Consider the following 19,424-nt stretch of genomic DNA (forward strand, 5'->3'; position numbering starts at 1 on the left):
AAGAAACCGCACTCTCGGATACCTATCCGGGGGTGCGGTTTTTTGCGATCACGAGCTGGGCGACTAGGGAAGCGACAGCCAACAATGCCACCGCAGCACTGAATGCGATCGCCGCGTCACGCAATCCCATCGGTCCTGCAGCCAGGCCGACCAGCACCACGGGGAACGAGATGCCGACGTAGGCGACCAGGAAGAAGCTCGTCACGGTCTGCGCCCTCTTCGCGGGTGGGCTCTGCGAGCTGATCTCTGCGATGCCTGCGCGGAAGCACAGGGCTTGGCCTATGCCGATCACAACGAGGGCAACAACCAGGAGCACGAGAGATTTGGCAGGTAAAGAGGCACCGAGCAGCGTTGCCCCGACAGCGAGGACGACACAACCCAGCCGTAGTGCGGTCCGCGTCGGTACGCCGCGCAAAGCCACCTGACCGAAGGTGGACGCTGCGAAGATTGTGAACACGACTACTCCGGTCAGTGCGCGGTCGTGCCGATCGAGCACGGTGGTAAGAATTCCCGCCGACACCGAGGTGACGAGACCGAGCGCTGCGAAGCCTGCAAACGCGGCGATGGCAACTGGCACGAAGACTGCACGCGCTTCCGGTGCGACAGCGGGCCGCGTCGGCCGCAGAGATCCACCCTTCGGTTCGACTGTTTCAGGAGCACGCAGAACTGCTGCAAGCGCAAGGGCCAACAGACCGAGGTGGACGGCGTAGGGCGTGATCAACGGCGCGCCGAATACCTCGGAGAGCACGCCCGCGACCAGCGGACCGAGCCCGAGACCCAGCATGTTTGCCGCAGTGGCCACAAGTGCCGCGCGCGTGGCCTTGCCCGCGCCACCTTTGCCTGCGAGCTCGACGAGGTAGACCGTCGCCGTCGTCGTGACCAATCCAGCGCTGATGCCGGACAGCACCCGACCCACGTAGAGCCAACCGAGCGCGGGCGAGGTCACGAACACCAGCGTGCTGAGCGCGGACACCGCAATCGCTATGAACAGCACCCGCCGCCGACCCAGTACGTCCGAAGCCGTGCCGAGCAGCAGCAGTGCGGCGATCACGCCGACGGCGTAGGCCGCGAAGACCACCGTCACCGTGAGCTGGCCGAAGCCGAGCTCCTGCTCGTAGAACGGATACAGCGGCGTCGGGAGCGTCGTGCCGACCATCACGACAACGAAAGCGAAGGTGACTCCGACAAAGCCTGCCGTCCTGAGCACTGACATACGACGAGTCTGTCAGCCCCGACAGTGGCCCGATTCGGCCATTCGCAGTTGGCCTGTTCGCGCGATGCGGCGCAATCACTCCCAGCGGTTGACTTGTAGTCACAACCCGCTGAACGGAGCCAAGGACATGATCGACCGAATCGCCACCCAGACAACCGAATTGCTCGGCCAGCTCACCATCGACAGCCGTTTCAACGGCCCGCCCGCCAGTGCCAACGGCGGCTACGCGTGTGGGCGCATTGCGGCGTTCGTCGACGGTCCCTCGCGAGTTACGCTACGGAAACCGCCACCGCTCGAAACGGAACTCTCGGTCCACCGCGACGACGACGGCATCGTGCGTGTTGTCGCCGACGGCGTCGTCTACGCCGAAGTGCGTTCGATCGATCCCGGCATCCTCATCGCGCCGGCTCGGCCGACGATTGCCGAAGCCGAAGCTGCTCGTAATCGCCATCCTGGCAACGGCATTCGGCACCTGCTGTCGGATTGCTTCGTGTGTGGACCCGAACGCAGCAACGGCTTACACGTGAGCCCCGGCATTCTGGTCGGGCACGACGACGTCACCGCCTCGCCGTTCGTTCCCGACGCAACGGTCGGCGACGCCGACGGCGTTGTCCCGTCCGAAATCGTCTGGGCCGCAGTGGACTGCTCGAGCTATCCAGCCGTCGCCCTGCAGAGCGGGCCGATCTGCCTGCTCGGCCAATTGAGCGTCGTCCAGCGTCGCCCGATTCACGTCGGCGATCAACTCGTCGCAGTCGGCTGGACGCTCGCCGTGTCGGGCCGCAAATATCGCACAGCAGCAGCCCTCGTGGACACAGACGGCGTTACAGTTGCTCAGTCGGAAGCAGTGTGGATTGCGCTCACATCCGGAGATGCGTCGTGACCGATCTTGCAGACAGAATCTTCGAATCCCTCGTTGCCGGTATGGAGTTGTTGACGATCGACCTCGGTCGACGTCTCGGCCTCTATCAGGCCGTCCACCGTCTCGGCACCGTGAACTCGGCCGAGCTTGCCGCCGAAGCAGGCATCGCCGAGCGGTATGCGCGCGAGTGGCTCGAGCAGCAGGCTGCGGCAGGCTTCATCGCGGTTGCCGAAGCCGGGGACGAACTGCAGCGGCGTTACGAGATCCCGAGCGAACACGAACCCGTCCTGCTCGACGAGGAAAGTCCGCTGCACATGATGGGCGCTGCGCCGATGATGGTCGGCTGCGGGCTCGCGTTGCCCGCGTTGCCTGCCGTCTATCGGTCCGGCGGCGGCGTCGCATACGAGGAGTACGGCGAGGAGATCCGGCACGGTATCGGCACGTTCAACCGGCCGGGATTCATCCACGACCTGCCCGAATGGATCGGCTCGATGACCGATGTCACGAGCCGCCTGCGTGACGGTGCCGTTGTCCTCGACGCCGGCTGCGGAACGGGCTGGTCGAGCATTGCCATCGCCGAGGCCTTCCCCAACGTCGAGGTTGTGGGTGTCGACATGGACACGGCGTCGATCGAAGATGCTCGCCGCAACGTCAGCGAGCGTGGGTTGGAGGATCGGGTCCATTTCGAAGTCGCCAACGCCACCGCGATCGGCGAACTCGCGAAGCAGCGCAAGGTGCAATTCGACTTCGCTCTGATCTTCGAGGCGCTGCACGACATGGGCGACCCGGTCGGGGTGCTTGCTGCGATTCGTGGCGCCTTGACCAGCGACGGTGTCATTCTGATCGGGGACGAACACAGTGGTGACGAGTTCACCGCCAACGCAGGCGAGATCGAACGGCTGCAGTACGCATTCAGTGTGCTGCATTGCCTTCCGGCGACTATGGCTGAATCGACGCACATCGCCAATGGCACGGTGCTCCGCCCCGGAACGGTCCGCGGTTGGGCCGAAGCGGCCGGGTGCACGTTCGAGGAGTTGCCACTCGGGCACGACTTCTGGCGGTTCTATCGGCTGGACAAGTCCTAAGATTTCTTTCGTGGGTACACCCGGGCAGCGGTTCTTCCGGACCGACGTCGGCGGGCGCGCGGTCGCGTGGTCGGCTGTCGGTACGGGTCCGCCGCTGATCTTCGGCGGTTGGTGGTGCTCGCACCTCGAATTGGATTGGCAGAACGGTCTTTTCCGAGATTTCATCGCCAAGATTGCCACGCACCGAACCGTGATCCGCTACGACCGGCCGGGAATGGGACTATCCGAACCCTCCCCGGATTCGGCCGTGACGTTGCTCGGCGAGGTCGCGACACTTGCCGCGATTGCCGACGCTGTTTCCGACGAATTCGCTAGCACGGCAGTAGATATGCTCGGCGCGTCGTCCGGCGGTACGGTTGTTGCGTGTTACGCGACGCAGCGGCCGGAGCGGGTCCGCAGTCTGGCGCTGTACGGATCCTACGTTCGCGGCGCCGAGATCGCGGACGCCGCGGCACGCGATGCGATCGTTGCACTCGTCGCCGAGCACTGGGGTGTCGCATCGAAGTTCCTAGCCGACGTGTTTCTGCCGGACGCGACAGCTGACGAACGACGCGATTTCGTCGAGTTCCAGCGTGCGGCGGCAACCGCGGAAACCGCGTCGGCAGCATTGAACGGCGTGTATCGATTCGATGCGACGCACCATCTTTCGCACGTCACGGCTCCGACGCTCGTCCTGCACCGTCGGCAGGACCGCGCCGTGCCGTTTGCGCTCGGTCGCAAACTTGCCGCTGCGATATCGGGTGCGCGCTTCGTTGCGCTGAACGGTCTCGATCACTATCCGTGGCGCGGAGATTCGGACGCAGTCGCGTCGGCGCTTCTGGATTTTCTCGGTGTCGATGCGCGTCCGGCCACTCCGGTGAGGTCGGAACTGTCGGGTCGTGAACGTGAGGTCGTTGCCTTGATCGCCCAGGGCATGACCGACCAGGAAATCGCCGACCGACTGGTCCTCAGCGCACATACGGTGCACCGCCACGTGGCGAACATCCGCTCGAAGCTGGGTGTCACGTCCCGAGCAGCGGCAGCAGCGGCGGCAATTCGCGCAGGATTAGCGTAGGCGGCTCCGCCGCTCGTGCGTCCTTTCGGAGGGCAGGACCTCCGAAAGGACTCACGACCCGCTTGCGGCCTTTCGTGCCCGATACGCGGCGACATTTGCCCGATTGCCGCAGTTTCCGGTGTCGCAGTAACGCCGAGACCTGTTGCGCGACAGATCGATCAGTACGGCATCGCAATCGGGCGCTGCGCAGTGTTTCAACCGGTCCAGGTCGCCGACGCGGATCACGTCGACCAACGCCATCGCGGCTTCGGCGGCGATCCGGTCGACAAGTGCGTCGTCGGCTTCGGTGACGTGCAGATGCCAGTCCCAGCGGTCGTGCCGCGTCAGCCGTGGCCGAGCATTCGAGTCGAGCAGCATTCGATTCACGATGTCGACGGCAACGGTCTCGTCCGCGGCATCCCACACGCTGCGGAGGCTGCGGCGTAGCCCGCGCACCTGCTGCAATTCGACGTCACTCAGATCGCGTCTGCCCGTGAACTCGTACTCGTCCAGAAAATCGTTCAGCGCGGCAGGATCGCTCAGCGAGTCGTCCTCACCGAGCAGTGTGTTCACCAAAGCCGTCGTTGTCACGAGCGCATGATCGGTGTCATGAGCAAAATACATTTTGACTCCTGACGTGTGCTGTCGTTAGTGTCATTAGCGTAATCGAAATTGGTCCTGACACGAAAGCCCGAGGAGGTGGACCCATGAGCGTGGACGCACACCGGATGCGCACCGGAATCTGGTTGATGATCCTCTCCGGGATCACCTTCGGACTGTCGGGATCGTTTGCGACCGCCCTGATGGACAACGGGTGGTCACCCGGCGGCACGCTGGTCGTCAGACTCACGGGCGCAGCCGTGATCACGCTGGCCATCGCCGCGATCGTCGATCGGCGCGGCCTACTCGACGCGCCGAGACATTTTCGGACCGTCAGCGTTTACGGAATCGTCGCAGTGGCAGGCGTGCAAGCCACGTTCTTCCTGTCGATGCAACACCTTTCGGTCGGCGTCACGTTGATGATCCAATTTCTTGCACCCATCGTCGTCATCGCCTGGGAGTGGCTGGTCCGTAAAAGGCCCGCAAGCACCCTCACGATCATCGGCACCGTCGTTGCCCTCGTCGGTGCCGCAGCGGTCATCGACGTCTTCGGCGGCCTGCGACTCAGCCTGGTCGGCCTCGGTTGGGCTGCTTTGTCGATGCTCGGCAACGCGTGCTTTTTCCTGCTGTCCGAACGGACGTCCGATTCGCTCGCACCCATCGTCCTGCTTGCGAGCGGTTTGACGGTTGCTGCTGCTACCGCAGGCATCCTGATCGCAACGCGGATCATGTCGGCGACGTTCGCCACCGACTCCGTCGACCTCGCGGGTCAGCAGCTGCCCTGGTACGTACCCCTGTTTCTGCTGATCACCGTAAGCACGGTCCTGGCTTACGTTTTCGGCGTCGCAGGCGGTTCGCGGATCGGCTCGACGCTGATGTCACTTGTGCTGCTCTCGGAAGTCCTCTTCGCGTCCGTCTTCGCCTGGTTGCTGATCGACCAGTCGATCACCGTCGTGCAAATGCTCGGCGGCGCAGCCATTGTCGGCGGCGTGGCTATCGCGAGACTCGGCGGCGCAGGTGCGGCCATACAAGCTGACCTGCCAGTCGTTCGCGACGAGAATCAGCTCGACGCCGCCGCAGCGAACGGGACGGACGAGTGCGACAGGTCGGCCGACCGAGTCGGGTGAGTCCACAGACCGCGACGCTCGAGGATCGGCAGCACACCTTCGCCGAACCAGTACGCCTCCTCCAGGTGCGGATACCCGGACAGGATGAAGTGCGAGATACCGAGGTTCGCGTACTCCGCGAGACGGTCCGCAACTTCCTCGTGTGAACCGACCAGTGCCGTACCCGCACCACCGCGGACCAACCCGACACCTGCCCAGAGGTTCTGTCCGATCTCGAGACGATCCGTACTGCCGCCGTGCAATTCGCGCATCCGACGTTGCCCCTCGGACTCACTGCGGGCGAGATTGGCCTGCACACGTTCGACGGCGGCCGGATCGATCGCGGCAAGCAGGCGGTCTGCCTCGGCCCACGCCTGCTCCGCGGTGTCGCGACTGATTACGTGAATACGTAACCCGTACGAAAGGATTCGGCCCTCGTCGACAGCTAGCGCCCGAATCCATTCGAGCTTCTTCGACACCGCAGCAGGCGGTTCACCCCACGTCAGATAGGTGTCCGCATACTTTGCCGCGACCGGTCCGGCCGGACCCGACGACCCACCGAAGAACACCGGCGGCAGTGGGTCCGGCTGCCGACCGAGTGCTGCCTTCTCGACGTGAATGTGCTTGCCCTCGAACGTCACCGGGCGCGGCGACGTCCACAGTTGACGGACCACATCGAGAAATTCGCCGCACCGTTCGTATCGTTCGTCCTTGCTGAGGAAGTCGCCGTAAGCTTCCTGCTCGTGCTTCTCGCCGCCGGTGACGACGTTGAGCAGGAGTCGTCCGCGGGACTGCCACTGGAAGGTCGCTGCCATCTGCGCGGCGAGGGTCGGACTGATCAGACCCGGCCGAAAGGCAACCAGAAACTTCAGCACGTCGGTGGTCTCGACCATCATCGCCGTGGTGAGCCACGCGTCCTCGCACCAGGCGCCCGTCGGCGTCAGCACCGCCTCGAAGCCGTTGTCCTCTGCGGCAGCGCCGATTTGGTTGAGGTAGCGCAGGTTCGCGGTCCTGTCGCCGGACATCGACGTCCCGTGTCCGCCTGCAACGAGATTGCGCGAATCGCCGTAGGTCGGCAGGAACCAGTGGAAGGACAGTGAATTGGACGAGCGTGTCATCGAGTAACTCCAAAATTGTTACAACACATAATGTTTTCGGTTCCGTCAGATCAAGCCGTGCCGCGGCGGCGCCTCGTTGTGCAGGAGAACGCGGCCGATGTGCTGATACTTCCATCGGACCGGATCGTGCAACGTGTGCGTTCGAGCGTTACGCCAATGCCGGTCGAGATCGAGATCCGCTGCAGCCGACCGTGTCCCGGACACCTCGAACAGTGCCGCCGACACTTCGACCGCACTCTTCTCGGCGACGATCTTCGCCACGGCGACCGCAACGGACGCAGCCGCTGCACTCTGTTCGGTCGGCTCGTCGAACGCCGCATCCACGGCACGGCCCGCCGCAACAAGTGTGGCCTCGGCAGTCGCGACGGATACGGCGAGCTCACCGAAGCGCTGCACAAGCAGCGGGTCGTCCACGGCACGGTCGACCTTCGCCTCGAACCACGGTCGACTCTTCGTCCGCGCAAACAGCGCCGCCTCGTCGAGTGCGGCACGCGCGATGCCGACATCGATTGCCGTGTGCAGCAGTTGAGCGAAGGCGCCGTAGCTGGTAGGACCATCGAAGGCCGGCGACCGTCGAACCACCCATTCCGGCTGGACAGCAACACCTTCCAACGTCACAGTACCACTGCCCGTCAGGCGCTGACCGAAGCCGTTCCAGTCGTCGACGACGGTGAGCCCGGCCGAATCGGCAGGCACATACAGTACGTAGTCCCCTGGCGGCAGCGCCGAAAGCTGTTCGGGGTCGTGCAACCGAGCCAACACCGGAATCCACTGCGCGAAAAGCGTTCCCGTGCAGTAGTACTTCGTGCCGTCGAGCCGGAATCCACCCGACTGCGCCGGTGTGAACGTCGTCGCGATGTCGGTGATCGTCTTGCCGCCGCGTTCGGACTGAGCGTTGGCAAACCGTTTGCCACGCAGCACTTCTCCGAAGAAGTAGCGTTGCTGCTCCGGGTTCGCCGCTACCTTCAGCAGCTGTACGTATACGAAGTGGCTCTGCGGTATCTGCGCGATGTTCGGGTCCGCGGTCGCCAGGATCCGCAACACCTCGGCCAGCACGGACGGTGCAATATCAGCTCCGCCGAACGTCGCTGGAACGGTCGCGCCGTACAACCCCGACCGAGAGAGCTCGGCTATCTCGTCGACGGGCAACCGCCGCGCACGATCTCGATCGGCGGCACCGACCGCGAACCGCGTCGCGAGCTCGCTCGCCACCGACACCGCCTCTGCCGCAGTGGAAACCAGTGCGGCGTCGAGGGACGCGGTCATGCGAGCAACGGCTCCAGTTCGCGTTCTTCGTTCGCCTCGAGTTCACGGACCAGCGGCAACACACGTGCGCCGAAGTACTCGATTTCCTCTTGGAAGTGCAGAAAGCCACCGAGGATCAGGTCGACGCCGCGGCGACGGTATTCGACGATGCGCTCCGCGATCTGCTCGGGTGTGCCGATGAGCTGCGTCCGGAAGCCGTCGTTGTACTGCACGAGATCCTCGAACGACGAGTCGGCCCACATGCCCTTCTTGTCGGCGGTCGACGCGCCGGCTTGCTGCACTGCGCCGCGGAAGCCCTCTACCGCAGGCTTGTTCGCCTTTTCGATGATCTCGCGCAAGGTGTCCCTCGCCTCGGCCTCGGTGTCGCGGGCGATGATGAAACCGTTGAGCCCGAACTTCACCTCACGCTTGTGCGCGCGGGCAACATCGCGTACATCGACGAGTTGCTCGGTGACGCCGTCGAAGTCCTTGCCGTTGCTGAAGTACCAGTCCGAGTACTTGCCCGCGTTCTGGCGTGCGGCTTGGGAGTTGCCGCCCTGGAACAGTTCCGGGTTCGGACGCTCGGGGGTGTTGAGCGGCTTCGGCTTCAACGTGAAGTCGTGGATCCGGTAGAAGTCGCCTCGGAAGTCGACGACGTCCTCGGTCCAGATCTTGCGGAGCACCTGCAGGAATTCGGCGCTGCGACGGTATCTTTCGTCGTGCTCGAGCCACGGCTCACCGAGGTGGGTGAACTCGTCCTTGAACCAACCGCTGACGACGTTGACCGCGAACCGACCGTTGGACAGGTGATCCGCGGTCGCACCGAGCTTCGCGAGCACAGCAGGCTGCCACAAACCCGGGTGCACGGCCGCGATGACCTTGAGTCGCTCGGTCGCGAGCAGCAGAGCCAGACTGAAGCTCGTGGACTCGTGCTGGAACTCGGCACCGTAGCTCGCCTCATAGCGGACCTGGCTCAGCGCGTATCCGAAGCCGTTGTTCTCTGCCGTCTGCGCGAGCTTCTTGTTGTATTCGTAATCCCAGCTGGTGCGCTGCTCGATCGTCGAGGTGACGAGGCCGCCACTGACGTTCGGCACCCAGTAGGCGAACTTGATCTCGTCTGCGATGCGTTCGGTGCTCATGGGTGTCGAGTCTCGCGATCGAACCGGCCGCACCCAACCCATGCGCGTTTCACGAGCGAAACCCTTGACAGCGGCGGCCAACGGCGGCTACGCCACTCGTGCGTCCTTTTGGCGCGCCGGACCACCGAAAGGACTCACGAGGCCGGAGGCCCTACTCGCACTTCACGATCGGCACCGGGTCGTATTTCACCGTGCGAGTGTGGCGATAGACCTCGTTGCCGCTCGCGCGGTCGGAGATGATTCTCGTGTTGCTCGTCGTGAAGCCGGGCGCACCTTTCGATGCGACGCAGTCGTCGCCCTTTGGCAGCGTGACCGATTCCGGTTGCGTCTGGGCGTACCGATCTCCGGTGACGGATTCGACGTCGACGGTCTTGGTTCCCCAAATGCGAACTGTCACATTCGAACTGTTGCCGAACGACTCGATCAGAATGCCGCTGTTCGTGTTGTTGCGGAACTGCAGGTCGATCGCACCCTCGTACACCGTCGCTTCACGTGCTTCGGGATACCGCGAGATGTAGTAGCTGTGTTCGGTGTGCGTGACGTCTTCGAGACCGGCGAAGTAGGTTGCGTTGTAGAGCGTCGTAGCGAACTGACTGATCCCGCCGCCGACCGCTTTGGCAGGACGACCGTGATCGATGACGCCGGACTCGACGTAACCCTGCTCGAGGCCGCGTGGACCGGTGAAGCCGTTGAGCGAGAAGGTGTCCCCAGGCTTCACGATCGCACCGTTCACAACCTCCGCCACCTTGCGAATGTTGACTCCCGACGCGGATTCGAACCCGCCCGTCGAGTATTCGCCGATCACTTCCTTGATTCCGAGTCCGGTCGCGCCCTCGGTCGTCAATGCGGGCTGTACAGGCTCGTAGATTGCGGCCGCGGTCCGCGCACCGCTCGCGTCGAGCAACGCGGGCAATTGGTCGAGCGTCTTCTGCCACGACACCATGTCACCGACGACCGCTGGAACGATCCTGGGGAATCCCGAATCGACCGCGATGACAGCATCTTTCGGCTTGACGTCGGTGACGGCGAGTTGCGGGGCAAGGATTGCCGTCGCGGCCTCGCGGTTGTACTCGGGAGCGAGCCCGCCGCGACCGTCAGGCACAAACGTGAGCACTGCCCCGACCAACTCGGGCCGCAGCACGGCGGATTTGTTGTCGCGGCCGGTGAACACAACCTCGCTCGACACCGCCGGCCTCGCCACCTCCTCGATCGCCCGGTCGACGGCAGTCGCGTCCACGGCAACTCCCCCGACCACGACGGGAAGCTCGACGGGATTTTCGTCGGCCCATCCGGCAATCAGCGCTGCCTTCGCACCCTCGACATCGAGTGTCTGGCCGACCGCGGGTTCGACCGGTATCGGCTCGGCGCCCTCGAAGACGACATTCCCCTCGACGGGTTTGCGGTCGGTCGACGCAGCGAGATCGGTGACGGCCGCTGTGAGGGCGGCGTCGTCGACGATCGACGTCACGTCGGTCTCGCGGGTCGTGAAGAACGACGTCAGCCTGGTGATCGGGTTGAGCGGTTGCGAACCGACGGCGTCCATCGTCGTGGCCACGTCGACCTGCAGACCTGCGGCGACCGGAACGACCTCGGATCTGAGGTCGCCGATCGCTACGGCGACAGGTTGCTCGGACCGCTCACCCAACCGGTCACGCAGTATTGCTTCCGCCTCGCCCTTGTCTTTGCCGCCCAGATCGATTCCCGCGACTGTGACACCTCGTGGGACCGAGCCGGACGAGACGAACAGATCGATGCCATAGGCGATTGCGAGCACAGCGAACAGACCACCGACGAGCAGCCCGACACGTGGACGACGCCGCAGCCGACGCTTGGCTGCGAGGCGCGTCTCGCCGGGTGGCCCCGCTGGTGCCGCAGCCGCTGGTGCCGCAGATGCCGATGCTGCAGGCTCGTCGGCCGCAGCGACCGGCGCCTGGACCACGACCGGAATAACCTCGGTGACCGCATCGTCGGGTTGCTCGACCGAGTGCCGACCGGCGCCGTTGTTGCGTTCCGGAAGCGATCCAGGACCGGCAGCGTGGCGTCCCGACTTCCCTGACACTTCGGTCACGCACATCTCCCGCCAGGTTCGGAAAAAATCGTCGCACCGTCGAATGGGCACGACAATCCATGGGCACAGCACTGTGCGGATGCCTCGAGCCTACGTGGCGCAAACCTCGACTTCTTGTCGAGCGAAACGGCTGCAGACATGGAAGGCCCCGCGCGGCTGCCGGGTCGGGGGTCGGGCAGCAGCGCGGGGCCGCCTATGACATCGCTAGGTTCGGACGGGCGTTACACCCGCGGCGAATCTTTTTTTCAGCGTTCGATGATCGCGGTGACGCCCTGGCCACCGGCTGCACATATGGAGATCAGGCCACGGCCCGAACCCTTCTCTGCCAGCATCTTTGCGAGCGAAGCGACGATGCGTCCGCCGGTCGCGGCGAACGGGTGTCCGGCCGCGAGCGACGAACCGTTGACGTTGAGCTTGCTGCGGTCGATCGAGCCGAGCGCGCTGTCGAGGCCGAGACGCTCCTTGCAGTACGCGTCGCTCTCCCAGGCCTGCAGGGTCGCGAGAACGACCGATGCGAACGCTTCGTGGATCTCGTAGTAGTCGAAGTCCTGCAGTGTGAGGCCGTTGCGGGCCAGCAGACGCGGCACCGCGTAGGTCGGCGCCATCAGCAGACCGTCCTTGCCGTGCACGTAATCGACGGCGGCCGTCTCGGAGTCGACGAGATGGGCGAGGACAGGGAGCTTGCGCTCGGCGGCCCATTCGTCGGTGGACAGCAGCGCGGCGGAGGCACCGTCGGTGAGCGGCGTGGAGTTACCTGCCGTCATCGTGGCGTCGCCGAGCTTCACACCGAAGACGGGGTTCAGCGTGGCGAGCTTCTCGACCGAGGAGTTCGGACGCAGGTTGTCGTCGCGGGTCAGGCCGAGGAACGGCGTGACGAGGTCGTCGAAGAAGCCACGGTCGTACGCTGCGGCCATGTTCTTGTGGCTCGCGGCGGCCAGTTCGTCCTGATCTTCGCGGCGGACGCCGAATTCCTTCGACGTGATCGCGGCGTGCTCACCCATCGACTTGCCGGTGCGCGGCTCGCCGTTCTTCGGGATCTCGAGGCCGAGCATTCCCGGGCGCACGTGGCCGAGCAGCTTGAGGCGCTGACCTGTGGTCTTCGCGCGGTTGAGCGAGAGCATGAACTCGCGCAGGTCTTCGCCGACGCTTATCGGGGCATCGGAGGTGGTGTCGACGCCGCCGCCGACACCCGCGTCGATGCGACCGGCTGCGATCGCATCGCCGACGGCGATGATCGACTGCAGGCCGGTGCCGCAGGCCTGACCGAGGTCGTAGGCCGGGGTGTACGGGCTCAGCGCGCTGCCGAGGACGGATTCACGCATGAGGTTGAAGTCGCGGCTGTGCTTGAGTACCGCGCCACCGACGACCATGCCGAGCCGCTCACCCTGCAGATTGAACCGGCTGACCAGTCCATCGAGGGTGGCAGTGAACATGTCCTGATTAGACGCGTGTGCGTAGGCCTTGTCCGACCTGGCGAACGGAATTCGGTTGCCGCCTACGATCGCGACCGGGCGCAGCTGCTTGCTTGTCACTTGACGTCTCCAAGATGGGTGTTGGGGTCTGCTCGACATTGAACTTACTCCGGAGTAAGTTCAATGTCGACTCCGCATACTGAGAAATTGTGCGGTCTTCACTCGTGTCAACTCAGAGAAGGTAGGAAAGTGGCAGCAACAAAGGGAGCTCCCGACCTGTATTCGTCGTTCCTGTCCACGGGGGCAGGTGCGTTCATCGCGAAACAAGCTGGCCTTCCCCAGCCCGAGAAGCTCCGCCGGTACAAGGCCGGCGAGCCGCCCCTGGCCGGTCCTGTGCTTCTCGGTGGCGACGGCCGTCTCGTCGAGCCGATCCGCGAAATGCTCTCGGACTACGACTTCGCAGCAGAAGGTTCCGAAGGCACCAAGTTCGGTGCGCTGGTATTCGACGCCACCGGCATCGAGAACGTGAGCCAGCTCGACGAGCTGTACAAGTTCTTCCAGCCGGTCATCCGCAACCTGGCACCGTCGGCTCGCGTCGTCGTACTCGGTACGACGCCGGACGAAACATCGACGGTCGACTCTCACATCGCGCAGCGTGCGCTCGAAGGCTTCACACGCAGCGTCGCCAAAGAGGTCCAGCGCGGCGCTACGGCTCAGCTCGTCTACGTCTCCCCCGACGCGGCGACCGGCCTGTCGGGCCTCGAATCCACCCTGCGCTTCCTGCTCTCGGCAAAGTCCGCATTCGTCGACGCTCAGGTCATTCGGGTCGGCGCAGCCGAGTCGACTGCTCCCGCGAGCTGGGATCGCCCGCTCGAAGGCAAGGTCGCAGTCGTCACCGGCGCGGCCCGCGGCATCGGCGCAACCATCGCCGAGGTCCTCTCGCGTGACGGCGCGCACGTGATCTGCGCGGATATTCCGCAGGCAGGCGAGGCCCTCTCGCAGACCGCGAACAAGGTCGGCGGCACCTCGCTCGCGCTCGACGTCACAGCAGCCGACGCTGCCGACGTTCTCGCGGAGCACATCCTCTCCCGTCACGGCGGCGCGGACATCATCGTCCACAACGCAGGCATCACGCGTGACAAGACGCTCGCAAATATGGACGACGGTCGCTGGAACTCGGTCATCAACGTGAACCTGCTTGCGCCGCAGCGCATCACCGACGTGCTCATCGAAAAGGGTGCGCTCAAGGACGGTGGCCGCGTCGTCGACGTTTCCTCCATCGCAGGCATCGCGGGCAACCGTGGCCAGACCAACTACGGCACCTCGAAGGCGGGCGTCATCGGCCTCGTCAACGCCAGTGCGCCGGTTCTCGCGAAGAAGGGCATCACGATCAACGCTGTTGCCCCCGGCTTCATCGAGACCGCGATGACGGCAGCCATCCCCTTCGCAACCCGCGAAGCCGGCCGTCGCCTCAGCTCGTTGCTGCAAGGTGGCGAGACGATCGACGTCGCCGAGACGATCGCCTACTTCGCGAGCCCAGCTTCGAATGCCGTCACCGGCAACGTTGTTCGGGTCTGCGGACAGAGCCTGTTGGGCGCATGACGATGGCCAAGACAGAGACGCTCACAGAGCAGCCGAAGATTCGCGACCTGTACTTCAAGGCCGCACTCGGTGCACTGCCCATCCCGGGGCTCAGTGCACGTAGCGAGTCACTGCCCGAACGGACGTTGGAGCTCAAGGGTCTTCGCGTCGATCCGGATCACCTCGCTGCCTACGCCAAGGCGTGCGGGCTGCGGTTCAGCGACACCCTGCCGCTGACCTACCCGTTCGTCCTGACGTTCCCGACCGTGATGAAACTTGTTACGGCCAAGGACTTTCCGTTCCCCGCGATCGGATCGGTCCACGCCGAGAACGTCATTCGTCAGGCCCGACCCATCTCGGTCAGCGAACCGCTGGACATCCGCACCCACGCGGAGAACCTGCGCGAGCACCCGAAGGGTCTGCTCGTCGACATCGTGACCGTCGTCAGCGTCGGCCGTGAACAGGTGTGGCATCAGACGACGACGTTCCTGCATCAGCAGAAGACGTCGCTGTCCGGTGGTCCGAAGCCCGAGCCCAAGCCGGACGAGGTCCCACCTACGCCGATGAGCACGCTGCGCATCGATCAGAAGACGATCAGCAAGTACGCGGCGGTATCGGGCGACCGAAATCCCATTCACATCTCGGGACTCGGCGCGAAGGCATTCGGGTTCCCGAGCACGATCGCGCACGGAATGTACACTGCGGCAGCAACATTGCAGACCGTCGAAGGTCGGATTCCTGATGCCGTCACCTACACCGTGAAGTTCGGCAAGCCTGCACTGCTACCGGCGACCGTGAACGTCTACGCAGACGAGGTCACCGACGGCTGGGACATCTCGTTGAAGCATCCCAAGAAGGGTTATCCGCACCTCACCGCAACACTGCGTTAGCTTCCAATAGCCAACGCGCCACGGGTTTCTCGTACGCGGCAGACCGGTCCGTGAGTCTCTACGGACCGGTCAGTCGCGTACGGGGCCCGATGCCCGCAGACCGTGCCACGCCAGGTTCTCGAGTAGGTCGGCAGCCTCGCCGACAGCGATCTCGCCGCCCGCGATGCGGTCCGCCACAGCTTCGCCCGCACCGATGAGTGCGACGGCCATAACACTGAAGTTCCAGGTTGGATCAGGGTTCTTCGTGCTGGATTCCAGCAGCTTGGCGACCAGGTTGATCAACATTTCGCGGCTCGACTGCACCTGCCCTGTAAAGGCCTGCTCCGTCATCGCCTGGCGGTAGAGCACCATCCACGATTGCCGGTTCTTGTCGACGAAATCGAGGAACGAGAACAGCGCGGTGCGCACCTGCTCACGTGGGGTCAGGTTCGGATTGCCCGCAGGGGACACAGCTTCGACGAAGCGGACGCCTTCGCGATGTATGCAGGCAGCGAAGAGTTCTTCCTTCGAGCCGTAGTAGAGGTAGAGCATCGGCTTGGAAATGTCCGCCTCGGCGGCGATCGCGTCCATAGAGGTCGCGTGATAACCGTTGCGCGCGAACACTTCTACCGCTGCATCCAGCATCTGCTGCTCACGAACGGCGCGTGGGAGTCGTTTGGTACCGCCGGCCACTGCACCGTCCTCTCGCCGCGTTGTATCGCTATCTTACTCTACGGTAAGAAAGGCCGTCGTAAGAAAAGCAGCGGGACCACGATCAGCAGGACAACACACCCTTGAAACGGGCGACTCGAAGAACTGATTCGTCCACTTGTTTCTGTAGCAGTCGACCGGCCGCAACCGCCTGCTCCAGGTTGTCGAGCACGGCCTTCACAGAGTCGGTCGAGATCCACAACGCCACATCGGCGCCTGCGACAAGCGCTGCTTCCACCGCTGTCTCGATGCTGTACTTCGCCGTGATCGCGGCCATCCCGCTGAGGTCGTCGGTGAAGATGACGCCGTTGAAAGGCTGCGCGCCGTAACCGGTGCCGGTACGCAGCAGGTTCATCGCCGCAGGGCTGATGCTCGTCGGCACGTTCGGCTCGGTGAGACCAGGGACGTCCAGGTGGCCGACCATGACAGCAATTCCGGGCTCGGACACGAGGTCCGCGAACGGCAGCAGGTCGTTGCGCTTCAGCTCGTCCAGCGGCGGTGTGGAGACAGCGCCGGTGTGCGAATCGCCCGAACCGCGCCCGTGGCCGGGGAAATGCTTGATCACCGCACCGAGACCGGCGTCGCGTAGCCCGTTGATGTACGCGCGCCCGTACTCGGTGACCTTCGCCGGATCGTCGGAGAACGACCGGTCACCTATGACGGAGTTCGCGGGCTGGCTGCTGACATCGACGTCCGGCGCGAAATCGACTGTGATGCCCAGTTTCTTCATCTCGGTCGCGCGTTTGTTCATCCGTTGCTGCGCCTCGGCGGCGGAATAGGTTGCCGCCACTTCACGCGCCGACGCCTCCTCGCCGATCAAGTCCGGTATCCGCGAGACCCGACCGCCCTCTTCGTCGATCGTCACCATCAGCGGGACATTCGTGTTCGCGCCTTTCACCCGAGCCATTTCGGACGCGGTGAGCAACGACTGATCGGTCCAGCCGCCGATGAAGATGCCACCGATGTGTTCGGTCGCCGCGACCTGCTCGGCATCGTCGGGGCCGGTAACGCCGACCGTAAGGAGTTGAGCAAGCTTCTCCCGCTGCGACAGGGACGCGAGAAACGGTTGCGCACCACAGGGGTCGGCAGGCGGACTCGGTTGCGCTGATGCACTCGACGATCCGACGGGCGGCGCACTGGTGGCAGGTCCGGGCGTCGAGGTACTTTCCGACGACGTCGACCCGCCGTTGGAGCATCCCCCCGCGACAACCGCGCACAACACGACAACCAGCCAGACCGTCTTCCGCATGGTGTCCGACGGTAACGGATCATTCTCACTCGACGCATTGCGCTGCCAGCCAAGTCGGTCGCCGGTAGTGTCGCCCGTAGCGAATTCGGCTGTCTGGACCAGGAGGTTCGCAATGCCCTGCGACCTGATGCTCATTGCTTACGACGGCTCCGACAACGCCAAGCGCGCAATCGAATACTCCGGCAGATTTCTCTCCGCGAACAAAGCGGTAGTTCTCACCGCCTGGGAACCGATGGTGCGCCAAGCGGCTCGGATGTCCGGCCTGTCAGGGGTGATGCAACCCGACTGGGTACCCGACGAAGACCTGGAGGACGTCGCGTTCACCGATGCGAAGGTAACCAACTCCGAGGGCGTCGAACTTGCCCGCGCCGCAGGCCTCAATGCCGAAGCTCGGACCGAGGAGTGCTCGACGACGATCTGGAACACGATCGTCGACATCGCCGACGAACTCGACGTGGACATCATCGTCGCGGGCACCCGCGGCGCGACGGGCATCAGGGCGTTGCTGCACAGCAGCGTTGCCGACCACGTGCTCAAGCACTGCCATCGACCCGTGCTGATGGTGCCGCCGTGCAAGAAGTCGGCGCCCGCTCGATGACTACCTGGTCGCGACGGCAGTTCCTACAGCGCGGCGCCGGCCTCGTCGGCGCGACTGCAGCTTTCGCTGCCATGTCCCCGTCCGCTCGGCTCAACCTCGCACACGCCGCACCGACGGGTTCGCGGCTGAACGACATCGAACACGTCGTCATCTTCATGCAGGAGAACCGCTCGTTCGACCACTACTTCGGAACCCTTTCCGGCGTAGCGGGTTTCGACGATCCGAACGTTCCACGCGACCCTCGGACGGGACTGTCGGCGTTCGAGCAATTCGACCCGACCGCGAACGGTTTCGCAGGCGGCGTCCTGCTCCCCTGGCGTCTCGACACCCGTGCCTCGTCGGCACAGCACCTCATCGATGTCGACCACACCTGGCAGACCCAGCACTGGTCCGTCGCGAACGGCACGAACGACAATTACGTACGCAGCCACATTCCCGTCGACGTCGGTCTCGCCGCAGCGAGCAGCCAGCCGGACGCGGTTCGAAACGGCGGCGGCAGGGTGATGAGCTACTTCACCCGCGACGAGTTGCCGATGCACTACGGGTTGGCGGACGCGTTCACGATCTGCGATCGCTACTTCTGCTCGGTGATCGGTCCGACGAATCCGAATCGGCTCTATCTCATGTCCGCGTCGATCGATGCCGAAGGCACCCACGGCGGACCCGATGTCGCGAACCTGCGATCGGGCTTCAGTTGGAGGACCTATCCGGAACAGCTGCAAGCCGCCGGCGTCGACTGGTATCTGTACCGCGAGCGCGACGACTTCGGCGACAACATGCTCGACCACTTCGTCGCCTATCAGGACGAATCGACCGAACTCTTCCGCAGGGGTCGGTCGACCATCCCGGACGGACAACTGATCCCGCAGCTACGCCGGGACGTTCAGAGCGGCAACCTGGCGCAGGTGTCGTGGATCTGCGGTCCGCAGTGGACGACCGAGCATGCCGACGAGCTACCGGCAGCCGGCGGGTTGTACCTGCAGGGCATCCTGGAGGCGTTGACCTCCAACAGCGAGGTGTGTCGAAAGACGTTGCTGATTCTCACCTACGACGAGAACGGCGGCTTCTTCGATCACGTTCCACCGCCGTTGGCACCGCCGGGCACGCCCGGCGAGTACTTGAGCCAGCGAGCCCTCATCCAGTCTCCGGAAGCGACCGGGATGGCAGGCCCGATCGGTCTCGGTCCACGGGTCCCCACGATCTTGATCTCACCGTTCACGCGCGGTGGTTATGTGTGTCACGACACGTTCGATCACACCTCGATCCTGCGGTTCCTGGAGACCCGGTTCGGACCGGAGGTGCCCAACCTCACCGCGTGGCGCCGCGAAACCTGCGGCGACCTCACCTCGGCATTGAACCTGGCAGGGACGCCGCAGCTGTCGGTTCCGGCCTTCCCCGACATGGGTCCGCTGTACCGGGAGGCGGTCGCTGAGATGCGGCTTCCTGCGCCGCAGGTGCCGCAGTTCCAGACGATGCCCCGCCAGGAGACGGGTTCTCGGCCGACCCCGAGCGGGGTTCGCTGACGCTACTGTCGTTTC

Annotated in this window: 17 protein-coding genes; 8 read left to right on the forward strand and 9 right to left on the reverse strand. The window is 64.4% G+C overall.

Annotated elements, in window-relative coordinates:
* Positions 1-22 precede the first annotated feature (22 nt).
* Positions 23-1,213 (reverse strand): MFS transporter, encoded by a 1,191-nt coding sequence (locus tag ACHIRB_RS08900; protein ID WP_395114457.1) that lies wholly within the window; start codon positions 1,211-1,213, stop codon positions 23-25.
* A gap of 127 nt (positions 1,214-1,340) precedes the next feature.
* Here ACHIRB_RS08900 and ACHIRB_RS08905 point away from each other — a divergent pair, with 127 nt between their 5' ends.
* From ACHIRB_RS08905 to ACHIRB_RS08915, 3 genes are read left to right on the forward strand one after another with little or no spacing between them, the layout of a single operon-like run.
* Entirely contained in the window at positions 1,341-2,093 is a 753-nt protein-coding gene (locus ACHIRB_RS08905; RefSeq protein WP_395114454.1) for a hypothetical protein, read from the forward strand.
* Positions 2,090-3,157, forward strand: a complete 1,068-nt coding sequence (locus tag ACHIRB_RS08910; protein ID WP_395114452.1) for a class I SAM-dependent methyltransferase — start codon at positions 2,090-2,092, stop codon at positions 3,155-3,157. Before ACHIRB_RS08905 ends, ACHIRB_RS08910 begins: the two co-directional genes overlap by 4 nt.
* 10 nt (positions 3,158-3,167) lie before the next feature.
* Positions 3,168-4,211 (forward strand): alpha/beta fold hydrolase, encoded by a 1,044-nt coding sequence (locus tag ACHIRB_RS08915; protein ID WP_395124581.1) that lies wholly within the window; start codon positions 3,168-3,170, stop codon positions 4,209-4,211.
* A 51-nt stretch (positions 4,212-4,262) separates the two neighbouring features.
* On the opposite strand, the gene ACHIRB_RS08920 is transcribed toward ACHIRB_RS08915, so the two are convergent.
* The gene (locus tag ACHIRB_RS08920) at positions 4,263-4,814 is read right to left on the reverse strand and encodes a CGNR zinc finger domain-containing protein (protein ID WP_395124582.1); all 552 of its coding nucleotides are present in this window, start codon (positions 4,812-4,814) and stop codon (positions 4,263-4,265) included.
* An 83-nt stretch (positions 4,815-4,897) separates the two neighbouring features.
* Between ACHIRB_RS08920 and ACHIRB_RS08925 the strand changes: the two genes are divergently transcribed.
* Complete coding sequence (locus ACHIRB_RS08925; protein ID WP_395114449.1) at positions 4,898-5,917, forward strand: EamA family transporter; 1,020 nt, start codon at positions 4,898-4,900, stop codon at positions 5,915-5,917.
* Here ACHIRB_RS08925 and ACHIRB_RS08930 read toward each other — a convergent pair.
* The 5 genes from ACHIRB_RS08930 to ACHIRB_RS08950 all read right to left on the reverse strand — a co-directional run bounded on the left by ACHIRB_RS08930 (position 5,851) and on the right by ACHIRB_RS08950 (position 12,998).
* Complete coding sequence (locus ACHIRB_RS08930; RefSeq protein ID WP_395124583.1) at positions 5,851-7,014, reverse strand: LLM class flavin-dependent oxidoreductase; 1,164 nt, start codon at positions 7,012-7,014, stop codon at positions 5,851-5,853. The genes ACHIRB_RS08925 and ACHIRB_RS08930 overlap by 67 nt on opposite strands.
* Positions 7,015-7,059: 45 nt before the next feature.
* Positions 7,060-8,280 carry an SfnB family sulfur acquisition oxidoreductase gene (locus ACHIRB_RS08935; RefSeq protein WP_395124584.1) on the reverse strand — a complete coding sequence of 407 codons (1,221 nt, stop codon included), beginning with the start codon at positions 8,278-8,280 and terminating at the stop codon, positions 7,060-7,062.
* Complete coding sequence (gene sfnG / locus ACHIRB_RS08940) at positions 8,277-9,398, reverse strand: dimethylsulfone monooxygenase SfnG (protein WP_395124585.1); 1,122 nt, start codon at positions 9,396-9,398, stop codon at positions 8,277-8,279. The genes ACHIRB_RS08935 and sfnG overlap by 4 nt, the downstream gene beginning before the upstream one ends.
* Before the next feature lie 151 nt (positions 9,399-9,549).
* Positions 9,550-11,466, reverse strand: a complete 1,917-nt coding sequence (locus tag ACHIRB_RS08945) for a VanW family protein (protein ID WP_395124586.1) — start codon at positions 11,464-11,466, stop codon at positions 9,550-9,552.
* A 245-nt stretch (positions 11,467-11,711) separates the two neighbouring features.
* Complete coding sequence (locus ACHIRB_RS08950; RefSeq protein WP_395124587.1) at positions 11,712-12,998, reverse strand: acetyl-CoA C-acetyltransferase; 1,287 nt, start codon at positions 12,996-12,998, stop codon at positions 11,712-11,714.
* Positions 12,999-13,127: 129 nt separating this feature from the next.
* Here ACHIRB_RS08950 and ACHIRB_RS08955 point away from each other — a divergent pair, with 129 nt between their 5' ends.
* Entirely contained in the window at positions 13,128-14,480 is a 1,353-nt protein-coding gene (locus ACHIRB_RS08955; protein WP_395124588.1) for a 3-oxoacyl-ACP reductase, read from the forward strand.
* Positions 14,481-14,482: 2 nt separating this feature from the next.
* Positions 14,483-15,349 (forward strand): MaoC/PaaZ C-terminal domain-containing protein, encoded by an 867-nt coding sequence (locus tag ACHIRB_RS08960; RefSeq protein WP_395124589.1) that lies wholly within the window; start codon positions 14,483-14,485, stop codon positions 15,347-15,349.
* 69 nt (positions 15,350-15,418) lie between these two features.
* Here the strand turns inward: ACHIRB_RS08960 and ACHIRB_RS08965 are convergent, their stop codons facing one another.
* Positions 15,419-16,021, reverse strand: a complete 603-nt coding sequence (locus tag ACHIRB_RS08965) for a TetR/AcrR family transcriptional regulator (RefSeq protein WP_395124590.1) — start codon at positions 16,019-16,021, stop codon at positions 15,419-15,421.
* Positions 16,022-16,103: 82 nt separating this feature from the next.
* Positions 16,104-17,288: a glycoside hydrolase family 3 N-terminal domain-containing protein gene (locus tag ACHIRB_RS08970; RefSeq protein ID WP_395124591.1), complete on the reverse strand. Its 1,185-nt coding sequence runs from the start codon at positions 17,286-17,288 to the stop codon at positions 16,104-16,106.
* Between the two features lie 112 nt (positions 17,289-17,400).
* On the opposite strand from ACHIRB_RS08970, the gene ACHIRB_RS08975 reads away from it, so the two are divergent.
* Both ACHIRB_RS08975 and ACHIRB_RS08980 read left to right on the forward strand, forming a co-directional pair.
* On the forward strand, positions 17,401-17,886 hold the full coding sequence (locus ACHIRB_RS08975; protein WP_395114433.1) for a universal stress protein: 486 nt from the start codon (positions 17,401-17,403) through the stop codon (positions 17,884-17,886).
* Positions 17,883-19,409, forward strand: a complete 1,527-nt coding sequence (locus ACHIRB_RS08980; protein WP_395124592.1) for an alkaline phosphatase family protein — start codon at positions 17,883-17,885, stop codon at positions 19,407-19,409. The genes ACHIRB_RS08975 and ACHIRB_RS08980 overlap by 4 nt, the downstream gene beginning before the upstream one ends.
* The last annotated feature ends 15 nt before the right edge of the window (positions 19,410-19,424 follow it).

Origin of the sequence: Antrihabitans spumae (genome assembly GCF_043944905.1) — a bacterium.
Taxonomy (GTDB): Bacteria; Actinomycetota; Actinomycetes; order Mycobacteriales; family Mycobacteriaceae; genus Antrihabitans; species Antrihabitans spumae.